This window comes from Sphingopyxis sp. OAS728 (assembly GCF_014873485.1).
Lineage (GTDB): Bacteria > Pseudomonadota > Alphaproteobacteria > Sphingomonadales > Sphingomonadaceae > Sphingopyxis.
Map to the genome: position 1 here is coordinate 4,884,786 of NZ_JADBDT010000001.1, position 18,402 is coordinate 4,903,187.

The window sequence follows — 18,402 nt, forward strand, 5'->3', positions numbered from 1 at the left end:
GTCATCCCGGACTTGATCCGGGATCCCGCTTTTTTGACGCGCAGATTGCCTTTGATCTCAAGCGGGACCCCGGATCAAGTCCGGGGTGACGACAAAAGCTACGGAAGCTTCCGGTCGCAAAGCGGCCGTTCAATAAATCCCTGAAGTCCCTGGCGTCGTCGCGCGCGCGGTCGTGACCGTCGGCACGACCGCAGGCGGCGTTGGCGCGATGATCGTTGCGGTCGGGCGGCCGGGCTGCGAGAAGCTCGCCACCACGGGCGCATCGCGGCCATAGATGTCGGCGAGCTTTTTCACGCCGCCCTTGCCGTCGGGAATGACGGTCCAATAGGCGACATAGACGGGGAAGGGGCTGTCGAAGCCGAAGCGCGTTGTCTCGCCACTGGCGATCGCCTCACCAAACTCTTCGGGGCTCTTGCCCGCGAACATCACCGCCATCAGGCCCGAGAAATGGAGCGCGCGCTCGGTGCGGATGCAGCCATGGCTGAACGCGCGTGCGGCGGCGGCGAAGGCGCCCTTCGACGGGGTGTCGTGCAGATAGATGGCATGCGGGTTGAGCATCTCCATCTTCATCACGCCGAGCGCGTTGTTCGCACCGGCCTTTTGCACGACCGACAGGGTCTTTCCGCTGCCGGTCCAGGTATAACCCTGCGCGCGCGCAGCGGCGGGGTTGCGCGCGATCGTAGCGCCGATGCCTTCGTTGATGATGCTGCGCGGCAGCGTCCAGGTCGGGTTGACGATGATGCCCGTCGCCATCGGGTTGAGCTGCGGCGTCGGGGTCGAATTCTTGCCGACGACGGCCTTGTGCGTCGCGATGATCGTGCCGCCGTGGACGACGCGGGTCAGATATTCGGGAACGTTGCTGACGACGTAGCGTTCGCCGAGCGCGCGCGGCATCCAGCGCCAGCGTTCCATGTTGACGCGGATCGCATTGGCATCGGCGGGGGTTTTCGCTTTCTTGAGCGAGGCCTTGAGCGCCGCGAAGTCGGGATGCACGGGGTCGAGCGTTGCGAGCGTTTCGCTCACCGTGCCCGCGCCGAGCGCGGCGGCGAGCAGCGAGAGCAGGGGCTCGTTATCGCCATCGCTGTCGACCATGAACCATTGTTTGCGCGCGGCATTCGGCGTGCGCCCGTCGCGCAGGTGCGTCGCGAGCAGCAGGAAGGTGTCGGTCGCGGTCTTGTCGAGCCGCGCCTGGTCGCCGCCCATGATCGCCGCGGCGAGCGCGTCGGGGCTATAATCCTTGGGAAACAGGCCCTCGGCGCCGACGCCTTCGATCGAGACGAGCAACGCTTCGGCATTCTGCTTCGTCCAGCTCGGCAAATTCGCCTCGGCCGCGGTTTCGACTACGGGCGCGTCGTCCTTCACCTTGTCGGGCTGAAGGATCACCGAATCCTCCTTGACCCCCGGCTGCGCCAAAGCGGGCGCCGCGAGCAGGCTGAGAGGAAGGAGTAGCGCCGCAGTGTGACGCGCGGAAAAGGGAGCGTTTTTGGCCATGGTTAAAGGCCATAGCCAAAAAGCATCCACAGTTAAAGTGAGCTGCCGCACAGTTCGGCGCAACCGCACTTTCGTCACCCCGGACTTGATCCGGGGTCCATGACGACGGTGTGGAGATGGACCCCGGATCAAGTCCGGGGTGACGAATGGGGTTTAGCCCTTCGCCGCTTCATCCTGCTTGGCCAGCCATTCCTCGAGCCACTTGATCGTATAGTCGCCGTGGATGACGTCAGGATCGGCGAGCAGCGCCTGATGCAGCGGGATGTTCGTCTTGACCCCCGCGATCACCATTTCCTCGAGCGCGCGGCGCATCCGCATCATGCAGCTTTCACGCGTGCGGCCATAAACGATCAGCTTGCCGATCATGCTGTCGTAATAGGGCGGGATCGAATAGCCGGCGTAGAGCCCGCTATCGACGCGGACATGCATGCCGCCGGCGGCGTGATAGTTGGTGACCTTTCCGGGCGATGGCAGGAAGGTGCGCGGATCTTCGGCATTGATGCGGCATTCCATCGCATGGCCGCGGAATTCCAAGTCTTCCTGCTTGACCGACAGGCCCGCGCCGCCCGCGATACGGATCTGTTCGCGGACGAGGTCGAAGCCGGTGATCATCTCGGTCACCGGATGCTCGACCTGGATGCGCGTGTTCATCTCGATGAAGAAGAATTCGCCATTTTCCCACAGGAACTCGATCGTGCCGGCGCCGCGATAACCCATTTTCGCCATCGCATCGGCGCAGATGCCGCCCATGCGCGCGCGTTCCTCGGCCGAAATGATCGGCGAGGGGGCTTCTTCGAGCACCTTCTGGTGGCGGCGCTGCAGCGAGCAGTCGCGTTCGCCGAGGTGGATGGCGTTGCCCTTGCCGTCGCCGAACACCTGGAATTCGATGTGGCGCGGGTTGCCGAGATATTTTTCCATGTAAACGGTCGGGTCGCCAAAGGCGGCCGCCGCTTCGGACGAGGCCTGACCCATCAGGCTTTCGAGGCTGTCCTCGTCGGGGACGACCTTCATGCCGCGCCCGCCGCCGCCCGAGGCGGCCTTGATCAGCACCGGATAGCCGATTTCCTTCGCGAGCGTCTTCGTCTCTTCGCTGAAGGTCACGGCGCCGGGCGAGCCCGGAACGACGGGGAGGCCGAGCGCGACCGCAGTGCGCTTTGCTTCGACCTTGTCGCCCATCGTGCGGATATGCTCGGGCTTCGGCCCGACGAAGACCATGTCGTGCGCCTCGATGATCTCGGCGAAGCGCTCGTTTTCGGACAGGAAGCCATAGCCGGGGTGGATCGCGTCGGCGCCGGTGATTTCGGCGGCCGAGATGATCGCGGGGATGTTGAGATAGCTGTCCTTCGCCGCCGGCGGGCCGATGCACACCGCCTCGTCGGCGAGGCGGACGTGCATCGCGTCGGCGTCGGCGGTCGAGTGGACCGCGACGGTCTTGATGCCCATTTCGTGGCACGCGCGATGGATGCGCAGCGCGATCTCGCCGCGGTTGGCGATCAGGAGTTTTTCAATGCCCATGGGTGGGGCCTCAGCCGATGGTGAACAGCGGCTGGTCGAATTCGACCGGCTGGCTGTTCTCGACATGCACGGCCTTGAGCGTGCCCGATGCCGGCGCGACGATCGGGTTCATCACCTTCATCGCCTCGATGATCAGGATCGTGTCGCCAGCCTTCACTGCCGAGCCGACGGCGGCGAAATTGGGCGCGCTCGGTTCGGGGGCGAGATAGACGGTGCCGACCATCGGCGACTTCACGGCGTCGACGAAGCTGTCGGCTGCGGGCGCGGCGGCAGCGGGTGCAGCAGCCGGAGCGGCTGGCGCCGCGGCAGGGGCCGCGACGGGCGCGGGCGCGTATGCAACCGGCGCCGCGGCGGCGTTCAGTTGGCGCGCAACGCGAATCTTGCGCTCGCCATCCTCGACTTCGATTTCGGACAATCCGGTATCGTCGAGCAGCTCGGCGAGCGCGCGGACATAGGCCGGATCGATGTTGATGCCATTGTCTTTATGGTCACCCATGAGAATTTTTCCTGTTGTTGCGGCGTTGTCGGTGCAACGCCCTGACCCCGTTTTTTGATGCGCCCTATTGTCAGAGACGGGCGGCGGCGTCCAGCGCCAGCGTGTAGCTTTCCGCGCCGTGACCGGCATAATGGTCGACCGCCGCCATGCCTACATAGCTGATATGACGGAACTCTTCGCGCTTCATCGGGTCCGAAAGATGGACCTCGATCACCGGCACCTTGATCGACTTGATCGCGTCGTGAATCGCGATCGAAGTGTGCGTATAGCCGCCGGCGTTGAGCAACACGGCCTTGGCGCCCGCGACATAGGCCTCGTGCAGCCAGTCGATCAGCACGCCTTCGTGGTTCGTCTGGCGGCACTCGACGCGGAGGCCGAGGTCGGCCGCTTGCGCTTCGAGCCGCGCGTGGATGTCGTTCAGCGTGTCGTGGCCGTAAATCTCGGGCTCGCGCGTGCCGAGCAGGTTGAGATTGGGGCCGGAGAAGACAAAGACGGTCGGCTTGTCGGTCAAAGCATGGTCTTTCGGTTGCTACGCAATGCGCTCCCCCTATATGGGCTGCTCGGCAAAGGCAAAGCAAGGCGGCTACGCGGTGATTTCTGTGATCCTCAATGGCGAAACACGGCAGGTGCGCGAGGGCAGCGTAGCCGATCTCGTTGCTTCGCTCGGCCTCGATGTGAAAAAGGTCGCCGTCGAGCGCAATCGCGCGATCGTCCCGCGCTCGACGCTCGCCGATGTTGCGCTCGCCGAGGGCGATGCGCTGGAAATCGTTCATTTCGTAGGAGGCGGGTGTTGACCGACACTTGGAGTGTTGCCGGACGGACGTTCACGTCGCGGCTGATTGTCGGGACCGGCAAATATAAGGATTTCGAGCAGAATGCCGCTGCGGTCGAAGCGTCGGGCGCCGAGATCGTCACCGTAGCGGTGCGCCGCGTCAATGTGTCGGACCCGAATGCGCCGATGCTGACCGATTATATCGATCCCAAGAAGATCACCTATTTGCCCAACACAGCGGGCTGCTTCAACGCCGATGACGCGATCCGTACGCTGCGGCTGGCGCGCGAGGCGGGGGGCTGGGATCTGGTGAAGCTCGAGGTGCTCGGCGAGGCGAAGACGCTTTATCCGAACATGCGCGAGACGCTGGAGGCGACCGAAGTGCTCGCGAAAGAGGGCTTCCTGCCGATGGTCTATTGCGTCGACGACCCGATCGCCGCGAAGCAGCTTGAGGACGCGGGCGCGGTCGCGGTGATGCCGCTCGGCGCGCCGATCGGGTCGGGGCTGGGCATCCAGAACCGCGTCACGATCCGCCTGATCGTCGAGGGCGCGTCGGTGCCGGTGCTCGTCGATGCCGGCGTCGGTACCGCGAGCGACGCAGCGGTGGCGATGGAACTCGGTTGCGACGGTGTGCTGATGAACACCGCGATCGCCGAGGCCAAGGACCCGATCCGCATGGCGCGCGCGATGAAGTTGGCGGTCGAGGCGGGGCGCGATGCCTATCTGTCGGGACGCATGGGGCTTCGCAAATATGCCGATCCGTCGAGCCCGCTGGCAGGGTTGATTTGAGCGGCGGCTAGCGACCGGGAGCTGCCGATAGAGATGTGAACCCCGGCGAAAGCCGGGGCACAGAATTTCAACGCCGACCTTGCGCTTTTCCGCACTGGGCCCCGGCTTTCGCCGGGGTGCACAAAGGGCAACTCACCACCCCCGAGCGGACGCGCATTAGTCTTTCCTTTGCAACGCCTTGTCCCGCGCGGCGCAACGCGGGGCGTTCCCACCCGTTCTTCCTGCACGAGGCGAGCCCCTCCCGCCTCTGAAAAGCCAAGGAGATTCCCCATGGGTGAACTGACCGAAAAGGCAAAAGGCATCGCCAATGAAGCTGCCGGCAATGTGAAGCAGGCGGCCGGCAAGGCAACCGACAACGAGCGCCTTCGTGCCGAAGGCGAGGCGCAGGAGCGCAAGGGCGAAGCCCAGAATCTGAAGGGCAAGGTCCAAGGCGCGCTCGGCGACAAGATCTGACCGCTTGCTCGTCACGCAAGCAAAGAAAAAGGCCCCGGGATCCCTCTCCCCGGGGCCTTTTTCTGTAATGCTATGACTGGCTTATTTGCCGCCGGACGCCACCAGGTCGACATCGGTCATGCCGCCGTCGCGGCGCGCCATGACGACATAGGCGAGATCGCCCTTCGTCCCGCCGAGCATATGTTCGTTTCCGTTGACGCGGTGGTCGCTGGTGTAGCCGGCGCGGATTGCCATTGTGTGATAATAGTCGAGCACGCCCTGTATCGAGGCCGCGGTCTGGAAATTGACGACGCGGATGTTGCACTTGCCGCCGGCGATGCCCGCAGCTTCGCGGAGCGTCGCGCGCGGATAGACTTTGAATGCGGCGGGCAGGCGGTCGGCCCATGCGTTGCTGTAGGTCAGCTTCGCGTCGCAGCTGCCCTTTTGCTGGTCGCGCGCGAGCGCGCCGATCGTGACGGGGCGCTTTTGCGTTTCGCAGCCGTCGCAGCCAGCCTCGAAGGGCAGGGCCTTTGGCGCGGTGAGCAATTTCCCCGCAGCCTGCGCCGCCGCAGCTTCGGCCGCGGTCGCGGCCTTGCCGCCCGCGATGCCGGGAACGCCGCCGTCGACGGGCTTGTTGCCCGGACCCACGGCATTCCTGTTCGACTGCCCGGCAAGCTTGGGATCGACCATGATCTTGTCTTCGAGCGAGCCCTTGATCGCGGGATCGTCGCTCGTCAGCCCGTCGTCGAGCGGCGCGAGATCGGCTTTGGCCGTGGGATTGTCCCGGCACCCGGCGAGCGGTGCCGCCGCCATCAGCATGCCGATGACCAGCCATTTTCCGCGCAATATCATCGCTAACACTCCCTTATCCTTTACAGGGAATGCCCGATTTCGCTCAAAAAGGCCCAAATAAAATGCGTTAACGGCCGGGGCTTTCTCAGCCGAAAACTGTCTCGGAGCGAGACGCTTTTGGCGCGCAGCGGATCAGCCGCGACGTTTCGACCGCGGCCTGCCGGTGGATCACCGCCTGCCGGTAGACCGGATCGGTGACCATTTCCATGAAGGCGCCGCTGTTCGGATACTCGGCGATGAACACCGCATCCCAATGTTCGCCCGCGGGGCCGATCACCATGGCTTCCATCGTTCCGGTCCAGACAACGCGGCCGCCGACGCGCTGGAATATGGGGCCGCTATCGGCGCCGTAATGACGATAGGCTTCGGCGCCTGTCAGGCCTTGTTCCGCCAGCGGGTGACCGGCGGGGTAGGCGGCCTTGTCCTTGAATCGGACGAGGTTGAGCATGTGGATGACGGTGTCGCGCGGCAGCGCCTTGAACGCGTCGAACTGTTCGCGTTCGGGGTCGATGTGGCTCTCGCTCACGGCAGGAACTCCTTGCGCTTGACGCGCCACGCGTCGGCGCTCTGCGTCCATGCGTCGACGGGCGCGTCCTCGAAAGGCGCGGGGAGGCGGGTCGGGCCGCTGTTCGTTGCGCCGAGCCGTTTCGCCAGCGCCTGCGAGCGCGTATTGGCGGGGTCGATGCTGTGCATCAGTTCGGGCCATTTGAGGAATTCGACCGCGAAGTCGCACGCCGCGACGCTGCCTTCGAGCGCATAGCCCTTGCCGGCGAATTTGGCGCGCACCCCATAGCCGATTTCGGGCGCGGGCCAGCCGTCGGGTTCCCACGGGCCAAGGCGCCCGACCCATTCGCCGGTCGCGCGCTCGATCACCGAGAACATCGAAAAACCACGGATATGCCAAGCGCCGGCGAGCGTGCACCACATGCGCCACGCCGCCGAGCGCGGGCAGGTGCCGCCGATGAAGCGCATCGTGTCTTCCTCGGTGCACATTTCGGCAAAGCCGTCGAAGTCCTCGGTCGCGGGTGGCCGCAGGATCAGTCGTTCGGTGACGAGCAGGGGGCCATTCAGCATAATCTCTCTCCCGCAGCGGATGGCCGCCGCTTCTGCGGCAAGAGGACGGTTTCGGCAAGCGGATACGCTTGAGGGCGCCGGCGGTGAAACCGGCGCCCTCGCCATCAGCGTGCGTGAGCGGAGGGGTCCAAACTCACACGCGAGACGGTTTACGTATTTGCCTTAGCGGCAACGATATTTGTCGCGGTCGACCTCGCGGCCGATCAGCGCACCGGCACCGGCACCAATGATCGTGCCAAGCAGCTTGTCGCCGCCACCGGCGATTTCGTGGCCGGCGAGACCGCCGACGGCGCCACCGATCAACAGGCCGGTCGTGCCATTATCCTTCTTGCAGCGATAACGGCCGTCCTCGCCGCGCCACACGCGGGTGTTACGGTTGATCCGTTCGTCGCGGGCATAATAGCGGCGATCCTTCTTGCGATAGAAGTTCGACGACTGGTCGAGCTGATGGAAGCCATCGGCCTTCGCCGGAGCCGCGATACCCGCATAGGCAGGCGCGGTCAGGGCGACGCTGGCGGCGGCAAAAGCGCCCATCAGGCCCTTGGTGAAATTACGCATAAAAAGTCCTTTCCTGGTTCGGCGCCTCATCCCGTTCGACAAGACCGGCGCTTCGAGGGGAAAACGAGCCGGGTCCGAAACCCGTTGCATTAACCCAAGGCAACAAGACGAAATGAGTGTTTCCATCGACGAACCGAAAGGGCCTTGCTGCATCGGCGGCGGCATGCGACAAACCGGACATGCTCAATATCGGATCGCTCGTCATTGGCGCTATCGCCTTGGTTCTGGCCGTTTTTGCGTTCATCCCGCTGCTCGGCTGGGCGAACTGGGTGATCGTGCCCTTCGCCGTCGTCGGCCTCGCGCTCGGCGCGATGTCGGACAAGACGAGCGGGCGGAACCTCAATATCGTCGTCATCGTCATCGGCGTCATCCGCCTGATGCTCGGCGGCGGCATCATCTGAACCAGCCGGGCTAGACAATCATGAACCAGCCTTCCGCCCCCGCGGGGAGCCATCAGGGCGGCTTGCCCTTTGCGATCAGCGCCTATTTGATCTGGGGCTTCGTCCCGCTCTTCTTCAAATTGCTGTCGGGCGTGCCGCCGGTCGAGGTGCTGGCGCAGCGGATCGTCTGGTCGCTGCCGCTCTGTTTCCTGATCATGGCGTTCCGCCGCCAGATCGGCGAATATTTGGCGGCGCTCCGCGATTGGCGCGTGCTGCGGATGCTGCTGGTGAGTTCGGTGCTGATCGCGCTCAACTGGCTCGTCTATATCTATTCGATCTTCACCGATCATGTGCTCGCGGCGAGCCTTGGCTATTATCTCAATCCATTGGTCAATGTGATGCTGGGGATGATCTTCCTCGGCGAACGGCTGTCGCGGCTTCAGGCGCTTGCGGTCGTCATCGCCGGGATCGGCGTCGCGATCCTGCTTGCGGGCGCGCTCGATACGCTGTGGATCAGCCTGACGCTGGCGTTCAGCTTCGGCACCTATGGGTTGATCCGCAAGATCGTGCCGGTGGGCTCGCTGCCGGGGCTCGCGATCGAGACGACGTTGCTGCTGCCGCTCTCGGTTGCCGGGGCGGCCTATTATATCTGGGTCGGCGACGGGCGCGGTTTCGGGTCGGCGGCGGGGATCAGCTGGCTGCTCGCGGCGGGCGGGGTCGTCACCGCGGTACCGCTGCTGCTGTTCGCGACCGCGGCGCGGCGGATGAGCTATGCGGCGCTCGGCTTCGTGCAATATCTCGCGCCGAGCATCGCTTTCCTGCTCAGCCTGTTCGTGTTCCACGAGCCGCTGAAGCCCGCGCAGCTCGTCTGCTTCCTGCTGATCTGGGTCAGCATCGCAGTGTTCAGCTTCGACATGTGGCGCAAGATGCGCGCCGAGCGGATGATGCCGGCGGCATAGATTTTTTCGTCATGCCGGACTTGATCCGGCATCCACTGCGGCGCTGAAGTCATGGACCCCGGATCAAGTCCGGGGTGACGAGAGGATATCAGGCCAGCTTCCAGCCGAGCGTTTCGCCCGCGTGGAACGGGACGACTTCGCCGATCTTGTCCGGCACGACGGTTTCGCCGCGTTCGAGCGTGATGGTGTCGGTGTTGAGCGGCAGGCCATAGAAATTCGGGCCGTGCTCGCTGGCAAAGCCCTCGAACCGGTCGAGCGCGCCTTCTTCGTCGAACACCTGGATGTAGGATTCGAGCGCATAGGGGGCGTTGAAGATGCCCGCGCAGCCGCAGGCGGCTTCCTTGGTGTGCACCGCGTGCGGCGCGCTGTCGGTGCCGAGGAAGAATTTGGGCGACCCCGACACCGCGGCGGCGCGGACCGCGAGCCGGTGCTGCTCGCGCTTCGCGACGGGCAGGCAATAGGCGTGCGGCCGGATGCCGCCGACGAGCATCGCGTTGCGGTTGATGTGGAGATGCTGCGGCGTGATCGTCGCGGCGACGTTCGCGGGGGCGGCCGTCACAAAATCGACCGCTTCGGAGGTCGTAATATGTTCGAACACGATTTTCAGGTTCGGCAGGTCGCGCACCAGGCCCTTCAGCGTGCGGTCGATGAACACCGCCTCACGGTCGAAGATGTCGACGTCATGGTCGGTGACCTCGCCGTGGATCAGCAGCGGCATGCCGATGTCGGCCATGCGTTCGAGCACCGGCATGATCTTTGCGATGTCGGTGACGCCATGCGCGCTGCCCGTGGTCGCGTGCGCGGGATAGAGTTTCGCCGCGGTGAAGACGCCCTCGGCATGGCCGCGCGCCATTTCGTCCGCGTCGCTGTGGTCGGTCAGATAGGCGACGATCAGCGGGGTGAAATCGAGCCCGGCGGGGACGGCGGCGTTGATGCGGTCGCGATACGCGCGGCCTTCCTCGGCGGTCGTCACCGGCGGCGACAGGTTCGGCATGATGATCGCGCGCGCGAACTGGCGCGCGGTATATTGCGCGACATGGCTGAGCATCGCGCCATCGCGGAGATGGACATGCCAGTCGTCGGGGCGGCGGATCGTCAGGCGGTCGGTCATTTTTGTCTCCCCCCTCCCGCTTGCGGGAGGGGCTGGGGGTGGGCGAGTCCGCTGCGGCGCTTAGCCCAAGTCGAGGTTCAGGCCCACCCCAAACCCCTCCCGCAAGCGGGAGGGGCTTTAAGTCGTCGACCTTCGGCCCTATTTCGCGTGCATGGCCAATACCACCTTGATCAATCGCGCCCTGATCCGTCTGTCGGGGGAGGATGTCCGCGGCTTCCTGCAAGGTCTCGTCACCAACGACACGTCGGGCAATCTGCCGGTGTGGGCGGCGTTGCTGACCGCGCAGGGCAAGGCGCTGTTCGATTTCCTGATCTGGGGCGATGGCGAGGATATTCTCATCGATTGCGAGCGTGATGCGGCGGGCGACCTTGCCAAAAGGCTGACGCTCTATCGTTTGCGCCGTGCGATCACGATCGAACGCGAGGAGACATTGTGCGTTCACTGGGCGCCCGAAGGCGACCTTGGCGTCGTCGATCCGCGGCTTCCCGAACTCGGCCAGCGCTGGCTTGCGCCGGCGGGGGAAGGCGAGGGCGCCGACGAGGCGTGGCGCGCGCACCGGCTGTCGCTCGGCGTTACCGAGGGGCGGGCCGAACTCGGCGATGGCACGACGCTCTGGCTCGAATGCAACGCCGTCGAACTGAACGGCGTCAGCTTCACCAAGGGCTGTTATGTCGGGCAGGAAAATACCGCGCGGATGAACTGGCGGCAAAAGGTCAATCGGCGGCTGGTCGTCGTGCCGATCGCCGAGGAGGATGAGAAACGGCAGGTCATCGCCTATCCCGAGCTCGGTTGGTCGGTCGAGCATCGCCGGGTCGAGAATATCGAAGCGTCTGCCGCGCCATATTGGATGCGCGAGGGACTCGCCGCCGGTTCATGACAGATGCAGCCTTTGCTGCTAGACTGCTGGGCATGCGCGCTTTGCTGATTTCGTCGGCGCTCGTCGCCGTCTTCGCCTTGCCGGTCCCTGCGGTTGCGGCGCCGACGTCGTTGTTGCCGACCGAGCCCGAGGCTGCGCAACCGTCTTCCGGACTCGCCCCGCTGGCGGCGGAATCCGCATGGACGCCGCGTTTCGCAGCCGCGGCGGATGAACTGGCGAGGGCGCTTCGTTCGCGCGACGAGGCGCAGTGGGGCCCTTTGCTGGGCGGGCAATGGCTGTCTGCGGAGGATCGGGCGCGTGTAGCGAACCTGCTGGTCGATCGGAACAGCCCGTTCCTGCATGCGCTTTTCTCGAAGGGTTTTACGCACCGCGCGATCCTCGGCTGGAACGCGCCGATGTCGCTGAGCGCCGACGAACGCGCCGCGATCGAGGCTGGCCAGGAAGCCGAGGCGCTCGTCTGCTGGTCGGCGGGCGGAAATGGCACCGGACCGTGGCCCACGACCGCGGTCGAGGCTGATAATCGGGCGGGGCGCTCCTATGCCTGCGCGCGGATCGCTTACAGCATTCGCGGCGAGGCGCCGACATGGCGCGCGTTCATCGAGCAGGGCGCTCCGGTTTAACCAATCTCCAACTCTCTTTTGCGAAAAGCGCATCATGTTGGGGCGCTTTCTTGGATTGGCTGCGGTGATCGCGGCAGTTTCGGTCGGCTTGGCGGGCATCGCCAGCCAGTCTTCGTCCGATGACGTCGTCGAACCGACGAACGTCGTTTCGGGCAATCACGACAATTGGACGACGCACAAGGTCCGCAAGGACCGGTCGTTGGCCGCAGCCCAGGCCAATGGCGGTTCGGGCCGGCCGCGCGAGGTGCTGCTCGGCCGGTCGAGCGATTCGCATTTCTATGCCGATACCGAGATCGACGGGCGGAACATTCGCATGCTCGTCGATAGCGGCGCGTCGGTCGTCGCGCTGACCCGGAGCGATGCCGAGGCGATCGGGATCAACGTCGACGATCTTCCGGTCGGCGGTAGCGCAAACACCGCGGGCGGCGTCGTGCCGATGCGCATGGTGACGCTCGACAGCGTCGAGGTTGAAGGGATCGAGGTGCGGCGTGTGCAGGCGGCGGTCATCGACGCCGATATGGGCGTGTCGCTGCTCGGGCAAAGCTTCCTCTCGAAACTCGCGGCGGTGAACGTCGAAGGCGATACGATGACGCTGCGCTGAGGCGCAGACTTGCCAATCGGCGCCTATTTCCCCACATCGAGCGCCATGAACGCTCCCAATCCTCCGCTTCGCGCCGCGATCGTGCCGGTCACCGCTTTCCAGCAGAATTGCACCTTGCTGTGGTGCACCGAGACGAACAAGGCGGCGTTCGTCGATCCGGGCGGCGACCTCGACAAGCTCAAGGAAGCGGCGCGGCAGACCGGGGTCGAGGTCGAGAAAATCCTCGTCACCCATGGGCATATGGACCATTGCGGGCAAGCGGGGATGCTCGCGAAGGAACTCGGCGTGCCGATCGAGGGGCCGCACGAGGACGACCGCTTCTGGATCGACGCCTTTGCGGAAGATGGCGCGCGCTTCGGCATGGTCGGCGAATCATTCGAGCCCGACCGCTGGCTCGTCGATGGCGATACGGTGACCGTTGGTAACCTGACCATCGACGTCATCCATTGCCCGGGGCACACGCCGGGCCATGTCGTTTTCCATCATGGCCCGTCGAAGCTCGCGATCGTCGGCGACGTGATTTTTCAGGGATCGATCGGCCGCACCGACTTCCCGCGCGGCAATCATCAGCAATTGCTCGATTCGATCACGCAAAAGCTGTGGCCGCTCGGCGGCGACACGACTTTCTTGCCCGGGCACGGCGCGCACAGCAATTTCGCGCACGAACGGCGGACCAATCCGTTCGTGAGCGATATGGCGCTGGGCAATTAGGCCGATTTATCTCGGTGCAGCGACTTCGGTTTCGACGATCTCGGTCGTGGTGATGCTGGTCGGGGTCAGATAGACGATCGCCAGCGCGCCAAGGGCAAGACCGAGCTGGGTCAGCATCGTGATCACGGTGCCGACCATGCGGCCCCACATCATCCCGTCCATGCCCAGCGCATGGAAGATGCGGCCGAGAAGATAGAGCGCGCCGACTCCCCACAGCCACATCGACGAGCCGAGGCCGAGTTCGACGAGCGCAAGAAGGATCAGCACGAAGGCCGTGTTTTCGACGAAGTTGCTGTGCGCGCGCATCCGCCGCGTCAGCGGTTCGTTTCCGCCGTCGCCGATAAAGACCTTTTCTTTCGTGCGGACACGCCCGACGCGAACCGAAAGCCACAGGTTGAGCAGCGCGGCGCCGGCGGCGATCGTCAGGCTGATCGGCAAGATTATCATGTTGCTTCCCCCAAATCTTAGCTGCCACATTGTCGTGATCGAGCAACATAGCTGTGACATCCTCGAACCAAGGCGGCAAGCCATCGAGATGAAGGACGCAATGGGCTTGCCTTTGCGGGCAAAAACGCTATAGCCCCGCCCGATCCGGCACCCGACACCATCTGGCGTTGAGGCACCCTCCGGCGGAAGATTTTTCTTGGCTGATACAGGCAGGAACAAGCCTTCGCACGGCGGGCGGGCCAGTCATTTCCGGCGACGGGGTGACAAATCCGGGTAGCCGATTCGTGACACACACTTTAAGAATGCAGGAAATATCATGGCCGTTCCCAAGCGAAAAACCTCGCCCTCGAAGCGCGGCATGCGTCGCAGCCACGACAGCCTGAAGGTTGAAGCCTTTCAGGAATGCCCGAACTGCGGCGAGCTGAAGCGCCCGCACAACCTCTGCAACGCCTGTGGCCACTATAATGGCCGCGAAGTGGTGTCGGTCGGCGCATAAGCATTAGCCGGAGGGCGTCGAAATGGTACTGACACCGCGAATCGCAATCGATGCGATGGGCGGTGACGTCGGCGTGCGCATGATGCTCGCCGGCGCCGCAATGGCGCGCCACAAGCACGATGGCCTCCGCTTCATCCTCGTCGGCGACGAGGTGCAGATCAAGGCAGCGCTTGAAAACCATCCGAATCTGCGCGCGGCGTCGGATATCATCCACACCGACGGCGTGGTGACGGGCGAGGACAAGCCGAGCCAGGCGATCCGCAAGGCGAAAAGCACCTCGATGGGGCTGGCGATCGACGCGGTGAAACGCGGCGATGCCGGCGGCGCCGTGTCCGCGGGCAACACCGGCGCGCTGATGGCGATGGCGAAGCTCGCGCTTCGCACGATGCCGGGGATCGACCGGCCGGCGCTCGCGGCGCTGCTGCCGACGCTCGGCGCCAATGACGTCGTCATGCTCGACCTTGGCGCCAACACCGATTGCGACGCCAACAACCTGATCCAGTTCGCCGTGATGGGCGCCGCCTATGCGCGCACCGCGATGGGGCTGGAAAAACCGCGCGTCGCGTTGCTCAACATCGGCACCGAGGAACTGAAGGGCACCGACGAGATTCGCGATGCCGCGGCACGGCTGCGCGAGGCGCACGGGCTGCCGATGGACTTCACGGGCTTTATCGAGGGCGACAAATTGTCGCGCGGCGATGTCGATGTGATCGTCCACGACGGCTTTTCGGGTAATATCGCCTTGAAGACGATCGAGGGGACGGCGCGTTTCGTGACCGACCTGCTCCGCCGCGCCTTCACCAGCTCGACGCGCTCGAAGATCGGTTTCCTGATCTCGCGCCCCGCGACCGAATTGCTCAAGCATCACCTCGATCCCAACAATCACAACGGCGCGGTGTTCCTCGGCCTCAACGGCGTGGTGCTCAAAAGCCATGGCAGTGCGGATGCGAAGGGGGTCGCCAATTGCGTGCACCTCTGCGCCGAGCTGATCGAAAAGGATATCACGCGTCAGGTGACCGAAGATCTCGCGAATTTCCGTAGCGGCGCCGCGGCATGACGCTGCGCGCGATATTGGCCGGCACCGGCTCGGCGCTGCCGCGTAACCGCGTTTCGAACGCCGAACTCGCCGAACGTGTCGACACAAGCGACGAGTGGATCGTCGAGCGCACCGGCATTCGCTTTCGCCATATCGCCGAAGCCGACGAGACGACCGCGACGCTCGGCGCCGATGCCGCGAAAAAGGCGCTGGCGGCCGCCGGGCTCGAAGCAGCCGAAATCGGCCTGATCATCGTGGCGACCGCGACCCCCGACAACACCTTCCCGGCGAGCGCGACCAAGGTGCAGGCGCTGCTCGGCACGCCCGACTGCATCGCCTTCGACGTCGCGGCCGTCTGCTCGGGCTTCCTTTACGCCGTCTCGGTCGCCGACTCGATGCTGCGCACGGGCGCGGCCAAGCATGCGCTGGTGATCGGTTCGGAAACTTTCAGCCGCATCCTCGACTGGGAAGACCGCACGACGTGTGTCCTCTTTGGCGATGGCGCGGGCGCGGTTGTGCTGTCGGCAAAGGATGTCGACGACGATCGGGGCATCCTCGCAACGCGTTTGCATGCCGAGGGAAAATACGCAGACATGCTCTATGTCGACGGCGGTCCGTCGACCACCGGGACGGTTGGGCATGTCCGTATGCAGGGCCGCGAAGTGTTCCGTCACGCCGTTACCAACCTCGCCTCGGTGCTGGGCGAAGTGATGGCCGATGTCGGCCTCTCGGCCGAGCAGATCGACTGGGTCGTGCCGCATCAGGCGAACAAACGGATCATCGACGCAACCGCCAAAAAGCTGGGTTTGCCGGCCGAACGCGTTGTTCTGACCGTCGACCAGCATGCCAATACGTCGGCGGCTTCGGTGCCGCTCGCGCTCGACCTGGCGGTGCGCGACGGGCGGATCAAGCGCGGCGATCTCGTCGTGCTCGAAGCGATGGGCGGCGGCTTTACCTGGGGCGCTGCGGTCCTGCGCGTTTGACGCTTCGATCCGGCGCGTCAACTTCTCGCTCCATCCGTTTCAGTTTGGCGGATTAATTCGCATTTGTTACATATGGTAACGGGACTCGTGACGGTGGGGGCTGTCCGGGACTCAATCGACTATATTCGCTTCAGTGAGGGGGAAGGGATCATCATGACAGCAGGGACGCTCACACGGGCCGACATTGCGACGCGGATCAACCAGCAGATCGGCCTGTCACGCAATGAATCGGCATCGATTGTCGAATCGATTCTCGATCATATGTCCGACGCGCTTGCGGTCGGGCAGAATGTCAAAATCTCGGGCTTCGGCACCTTTGTGCTGCGCGACAAGGCGCAGCGGATCGGCCGCAATCCGAAGACCGGCATCGAAGTGCCGATCCTGCCGCGGCGCGTCATGACCTTTCGCGCCAGCCAGACGATGCGAGCCCGCGTTGCCGGCAAATAAACCGGGCCTGACCTGATGTCGGGTGCGGACCTGACCGACGATGGCGGCAAGGCGTCCGGCGCCATGCTCGCCATCGGCGAACTCGCGGTGCGCATCGGCGTCCCGACGCATGTGCTGCGATATTGGGAAACGCGTTTTCCGCAGCTGAAGCCGCTCCAGCGGTCGGGGCGCCGCCGCTACTATCGTTCGGAAGACGTCGCGCTCGCCGAGCGTATCCACCATCTGCTGCATGTGCAGGGCTTTACGGTCGAGGGTGCGCGCAAGGCTTTGTCCGAGCCAGGGTCGGCGCCGCGGCCGACGCCCTTCCCAGCGCCGGAACCGGTTGCGGTTGCGGCGCAATCGCGCGCCATACCCGTGGAAGCGCTGATCGCGTTGCGCCAGCGCCTAGCTGCGGCGCTGGGCTGAGGGCAACGACAGCTGGCGACCGTTTTTTGACATTCTTTAGAGCTTTTGGCCGACATCAGCCCTTTCCAGCACATAAGGCAGCACGACACCAAGATCGTCCGAATGGAATATAATTCCCATCCGCTTCTCTGGAATGCCCCAATAACACCTAAAATTGCCGGGCTTATGGCCGTAACATGATATATTCTTTTCGAAATTGTAATATTTTAATGCACGAATATCTTCACCACGTTTCACATTGTACCCAATGGATCCTATAGCCGCGTCTTTTTTATAACCTTCGTAGTCCGGATAGAGATTTAAAACCTCTTCGCGATCTTGTTCACTTTGATCCCCGCGTCTAGAGAATCCTCTTCGAAGTTTGACCATTGGTTCGTTCCGACCATCCAATGTGATGTGGCCTGAAACAAGTCCGATTTCTGGCGCACCCGGCCTTCGCTTGATCGAAACGACATAGCTGGCCAACCCCTCTTCAAAGCGTTGGAGTGACCATCCGGGAGGGGCCATCTCCTCAAACACGGCGCGATCTTTCTCCATTTGTTTCATAGATTTCGCGATGGCCTTGGGCCCTTTGTCACCGGTTGAAGCTCTCGGCGGCTCCGGCGTTCCGCAGCCAACCAGAGCTGAAACCATCATTATGAGTGGCATTGTCGCCACAAGATATGAATTTGAGCGCATTTGATCATGGTCCTCCGGATTGCCTCATAATGCAACGTCCGCTTCCCACCCCAAAGCGGTCGCTAGACCTTAATCATCGTCCATTGCCGGCGCGAGCGCCGGGTCGAGGTCGCGCGGGCGGATGAAGCCGACGAAACGCGCGCTGTTCGTGTCGAGATCGTGCCAGTCGGTGATATCGAGTTCGAGCCGCGCGAGCGCCGAGGTCGGCAGCTTCTCATCGACCTTCGCGCGCAATTCGTCGTCCGCCACATCGGGGACGAGCATCAGGATCAGATCCTCGAGCCCGGGATTATGCCCCGAAATCAACAGATGCTGCGCATCCTTGCCGGTGTCGCGGATGACGTCGATCAGTGTCGCGGCGGAGGCGAGGTAGATGCGCCGGTCCCAATGCGGCTCGAGATTGTCGAGATCGGCAGCCGGCTGGAAGATATCGAGCGTCTCGGTAACGCGGACCGCGGGCGAGGCGATGATGCGGTCGACGGGCAGCTTCTGCCGCTTCAGCCATTGTCCAATCAGTTCGGCACCGCGCGCGCCGCGCTTGTTGATCGGGCGGTCGAAATCGCGCTCGACCTGGACGTCCCAACCCGATTTGGCGTGGCGCAGGATGGTCAAAGTCTTCAAAATCGCTCCCCGCGTTCCCACGCCTTGTTCGTCGTTCGGGGGCCTTGTGCC

The 18,402-nt window shown here is 64.0% G+C and carries 26 protein-coding genes; 14 read left to right on the forward strand and 12 right to left on the reverse strand.

Features of this window, described 5'->3' with window-relative positions:
- Window positions 1-129 precede the first annotated feature (129 nt).
- The 4 genes from GGC65_RS23015 to GGC65_RS23030 all read right to left on the reverse strand — a co-directional run bounded on the left by GGC65_RS23015 (window position 130) and on the right by GGC65_RS23030 (window position 4,013).
- Complete coding sequence (locus GGC65_RS23015; protein WP_192649286.1) at window positions 130-1,491, reverse strand: L,D-transpeptidase family protein; 1,362 nt, start codon at window positions 1,489-1,491, stop codon at window positions 130-132.
- A 153-nt stretch (window positions 1,492-1,644) separates the two neighbouring features.
- Window positions 1,645-3,006 carry an acetyl-CoA carboxylase biotin carboxylase subunit gene (gene accC, locus GGC65_RS23020; protein WP_192649287.1) on the reverse strand — a complete coding sequence of 454 codons (1,362 nt, stop codon included), beginning with the start codon at window positions 3,004-3,006 and terminating at the stop codon, window positions 1,645-1,647.
- A gap of 10 nt (window positions 3,007-3,016) precedes the next feature.
- Window positions 3,017-3,502 (reverse strand): acetyl-CoA carboxylase biotin carboxyl carrier protein, encoded by a 486-nt coding sequence (gene accB / locus GGC65_RS23025; RefSeq protein ID WP_192649288.1) that lies wholly within the window; start codon window positions 3,500-3,502, stop codon window positions 3,017-3,019.
- Between the two features lie 70 nt (window positions 3,503-3,572).
- Window positions 3,573-4,013, reverse strand: coding sequence for a type II 3-dehydroquinate dehydratase (locus GGC65_RS23030; RefSeq protein ID WP_192649289.1), 441 nt, complete (start codon window positions 4,011-4,013; stop codon window positions 3,573-3,575).
- 79 nt (window positions 4,014-4,092) lie between these two features.
- On the opposite strand from GGC65_RS23030, the gene thiS reads away from it, so the two are divergent.
- From thiS to GGC65_RS23045, 3 genes are all read left to right on the forward strand, one after another.
- Window positions 4,093-4,296, forward strand: a complete 204-nt coding sequence (gene thiS, locus GGC65_RS23035; RefSeq protein ID WP_039580119.1) for a sulfur carrier protein ThiS — start codon at window positions 4,093-4,095, stop codon at window positions 4,294-4,296.
- Window positions 4,293-5,063 carry a bifunctional sulfur carrier protein/thiazole synthase protein gene (locus tag GGC65_RS23040; RefSeq protein ID WP_192649290.1) on the forward strand — a complete coding sequence of 257 codons (771 nt, stop codon included), beginning with the start codon at window positions 4,293-4,295 and terminating at the stop codon, window positions 5,061-5,063. The genes thiS and GGC65_RS23040 overlap by 4 nt, the downstream gene beginning before the upstream one ends.
- 270 nt (window positions 5,064-5,333) lie before the next feature.
- Entirely contained in the window at window positions 5,334-5,516 is a 183-nt protein-coding gene (locus tag GGC65_RS23045; RefSeq protein ID WP_192649291.1) for a CsbD family protein, read from the forward strand.
- Between the two features lie 81 nt (window positions 5,517-5,597).
- Here GGC65_RS23045 and GGC65_RS23050 read toward each other — a convergent pair whose 3' ends face one another.
- From GGC65_RS23050 to GGC65_RS23065, 4 genes are all read right to left on the reverse strand, one after another.
- Complete coding sequence (locus tag GGC65_RS23050; RefSeq protein WP_192649292.1) at window positions 5,598-6,347, reverse strand: hypothetical protein; 750 nt, start codon at window positions 6,345-6,347, stop codon at window positions 5,598-5,600.
- Between the two features lie 85 nt (window positions 6,348-6,432).
- Window positions 6,433-6,873, reverse strand: coding sequence for a DUF1330 domain-containing protein (locus GGC65_RS23055; RefSeq protein ID WP_318780228.1), 441 nt, complete (start codon window positions 6,871-6,873; stop codon window positions 6,433-6,435).
- Window positions 6,870-7,421, reverse strand: a complete 552-nt coding sequence (locus tag GGC65_RS23060) for a GNAT family N-acetyltransferase (RefSeq protein ID WP_192649294.1) — start codon at window positions 7,419-7,421, stop codon at window positions 6,870-6,872. The genes GGC65_RS23055 and GGC65_RS23060 overlap by 4 nt, the downstream gene beginning before the upstream one ends.
- Window positions 7,422-7,583: 162 nt before the next feature.
- On the reverse strand, window positions 7,584-7,979 hold the full coding sequence (locus tag GGC65_RS23065; protein ID WP_192649295.1) for a glycine zipper 2TM domain-containing protein: 396 nt from the start codon (window positions 7,977-7,979) through the stop codon (window positions 7,584-7,586).
- A 179-nt stretch (window positions 7,980-8,158) separates the two neighbouring features.
- Between GGC65_RS23065 and GGC65_RS23070 the strand changes: the two genes are divergently transcribed.
- Both GGC65_RS23070 and rarD read left to right on the forward strand, forming a co-directional pair.
- A complete protein-coding gene (locus tag GGC65_RS23070; protein WP_039572978.1) occupies window positions 8,159-8,380 on the forward strand; it encodes a membrane protein in 222 nt (73 codons plus the stop codon).
- 20 nt (window positions 8,381-8,400) lie between these two features.
- Entirely contained in the window at window positions 8,401-9,318 is a 918-nt protein-coding gene (gene rarD, locus GGC65_RS23075) for an EamA family transporter RarD (RefSeq protein ID WP_192649296.1), read from the forward strand.
- A gap of 88 nt (window positions 9,319-9,406) precedes the next feature.
- On the opposite strand, the gene pyrC is transcribed toward rarD, so the two are convergent.
- Window positions 9,407-10,429, reverse strand: a complete 1,023-nt coding sequence (gene pyrC, locus GGC65_RS23080) for a dihydroorotase (RefSeq protein WP_192649297.1) — start codon at window positions 10,427-10,429, stop codon at window positions 9,407-9,409.
- A gap of 151 nt (window positions 10,430-10,580) precedes the next feature.
- Between pyrC and GGC65_RS23085 the strand changes: the two genes are divergently transcribed.
- The 4 genes from GGC65_RS23085 to GGC65_RS23100 are packed head-to-tail and all read left to right on the forward strand — an operon-like array spanning window position 10,581 to window position 13,238.
- On the forward strand, window positions 10,581-11,306 hold the full coding sequence (locus GGC65_RS23085; protein ID WP_192649298.1) for a YgfZ/GcvT domain-containing protein: 726 nt from the start codon (window positions 10,581-10,583) through the stop codon (window positions 11,304-11,306).
- Window positions 11,303-11,926, forward strand: a complete 624-nt coding sequence (locus GGC65_RS23090) for a hypothetical protein (protein ID WP_225940972.1) — start codon at window positions 11,303-11,305, stop codon at window positions 11,924-11,926. Before GGC65_RS23085 ends, GGC65_RS23090 begins: the two co-directional genes overlap by 4 nt.
- A 34-nt stretch (window positions 11,927-11,960) precedes the next feature.
- Window positions 11,961-12,527, forward strand: a complete 567-nt coding sequence (locus tag GGC65_RS23095; protein ID WP_192649300.1) for a TIGR02281 family clan AA aspartic protease — start codon at window positions 11,961-11,963, stop codon at window positions 12,525-12,527.
- Window positions 12,528-12,572: 45 nt separating this feature from the next.
- Window positions 12,573-13,238, forward strand: a complete 666-nt coding sequence (locus GGC65_RS23100; protein WP_192649301.1) for an MBL fold metallo-hydrolase — start codon at window positions 12,573-12,575, stop codon at window positions 13,236-13,238.
- 6 nt (window positions 13,239-13,244) lie between these two features.
- On the opposite strand, the gene GGC65_RS23105 is transcribed toward GGC65_RS23100, so the two are convergent.
- Window positions 13,245-13,685, reverse strand: a complete 441-nt coding sequence (locus GGC65_RS23105; RefSeq protein ID WP_192649302.1) for an MAPEG family protein — start codon at window positions 13,683-13,685, stop codon at window positions 13,245-13,247.
- A 316-nt stretch (window positions 13,686-14,001) separates the two neighbouring features.
- Between GGC65_RS23105 and rpmF the strand changes: the two genes are divergently transcribed.
- From rpmF to GGC65_RS23130, 5 genes are all read left to right on the forward strand, one after another.
- On the forward strand, window positions 14,002-14,181 hold the full coding sequence (gene rpmF / locus GGC65_RS23110; protein WP_011541714.1) for a 50S ribosomal protein L32: 180 nt from the start codon (window positions 14,002-14,004) through the stop codon (window positions 14,179-14,181).
- Between the two features lie 22 nt (window positions 14,182-14,203).
- Window positions 14,204-15,238, forward strand: coding sequence for a phosphate acyltransferase PlsX (plsX, locus tag GGC65_RS23115; protein ID WP_192649303.1), 1,035 nt, complete (start codon window positions 14,204-14,206; stop codon window positions 15,236-15,238).
- A complete protein-coding gene (locus GGC65_RS23120) occupies window positions 15,235-16,200 on the forward strand; it encodes a beta-ketoacyl-ACP synthase III (RefSeq protein WP_318780229.1) in 966 nt (321 codons plus the stop codon). Before plsX ends, GGC65_RS23120 begins: the two co-directional genes overlap by 4 nt.
- A gap of 153 nt (window positions 16,201-16,353) precedes the next feature.
- Entirely contained in the window at window positions 16,354-16,647 is a 294-nt protein-coding gene (locus tag GGC65_RS23125; RefSeq protein WP_039573003.1) for an integration host factor subunit alpha, read from the forward strand.
- Between the two features lie 15 nt (window positions 16,648-16,662).
- Window positions 16,663-17,052 carry a MerR family transcriptional regulator gene (locus GGC65_RS23130; RefSeq protein ID WP_192649304.1) on the forward strand — a complete coding sequence of 130 codons (390 nt, stop codon included), beginning with the start codon at window positions 16,663-16,665 and terminating at the stop codon, window positions 17,050-17,052.
- A 36-nt stretch (window positions 17,053-17,088) separates the two neighbouring features.
- Here GGC65_RS23130 and GGC65_RS23135 read toward each other — a convergent pair whose 3' ends face one another.
- Both GGC65_RS23135 and GGC65_RS23140 read right to left on the reverse strand, forming a co-directional pair.
- On the reverse strand, window positions 17,089-17,688 hold the full coding sequence (locus GGC65_RS23135) for a hypothetical protein (protein ID WP_225940973.1): 600 nt from the start codon (window positions 17,686-17,688) through the stop codon (window positions 17,089-17,091).
- Window positions 17,689-17,799: 111 nt separating this feature from the next.
- Window positions 17,800-18,351 (reverse strand): SixA phosphatase family protein, encoded by a 552-nt coding sequence (locus tag GGC65_RS23140; RefSeq protein WP_192649306.1) that lies wholly within the window; start codon window positions 18,349-18,351, stop codon window positions 17,800-17,802.
- Window positions 18,352-18,402 lie beyond the last annotated feature (51 nt).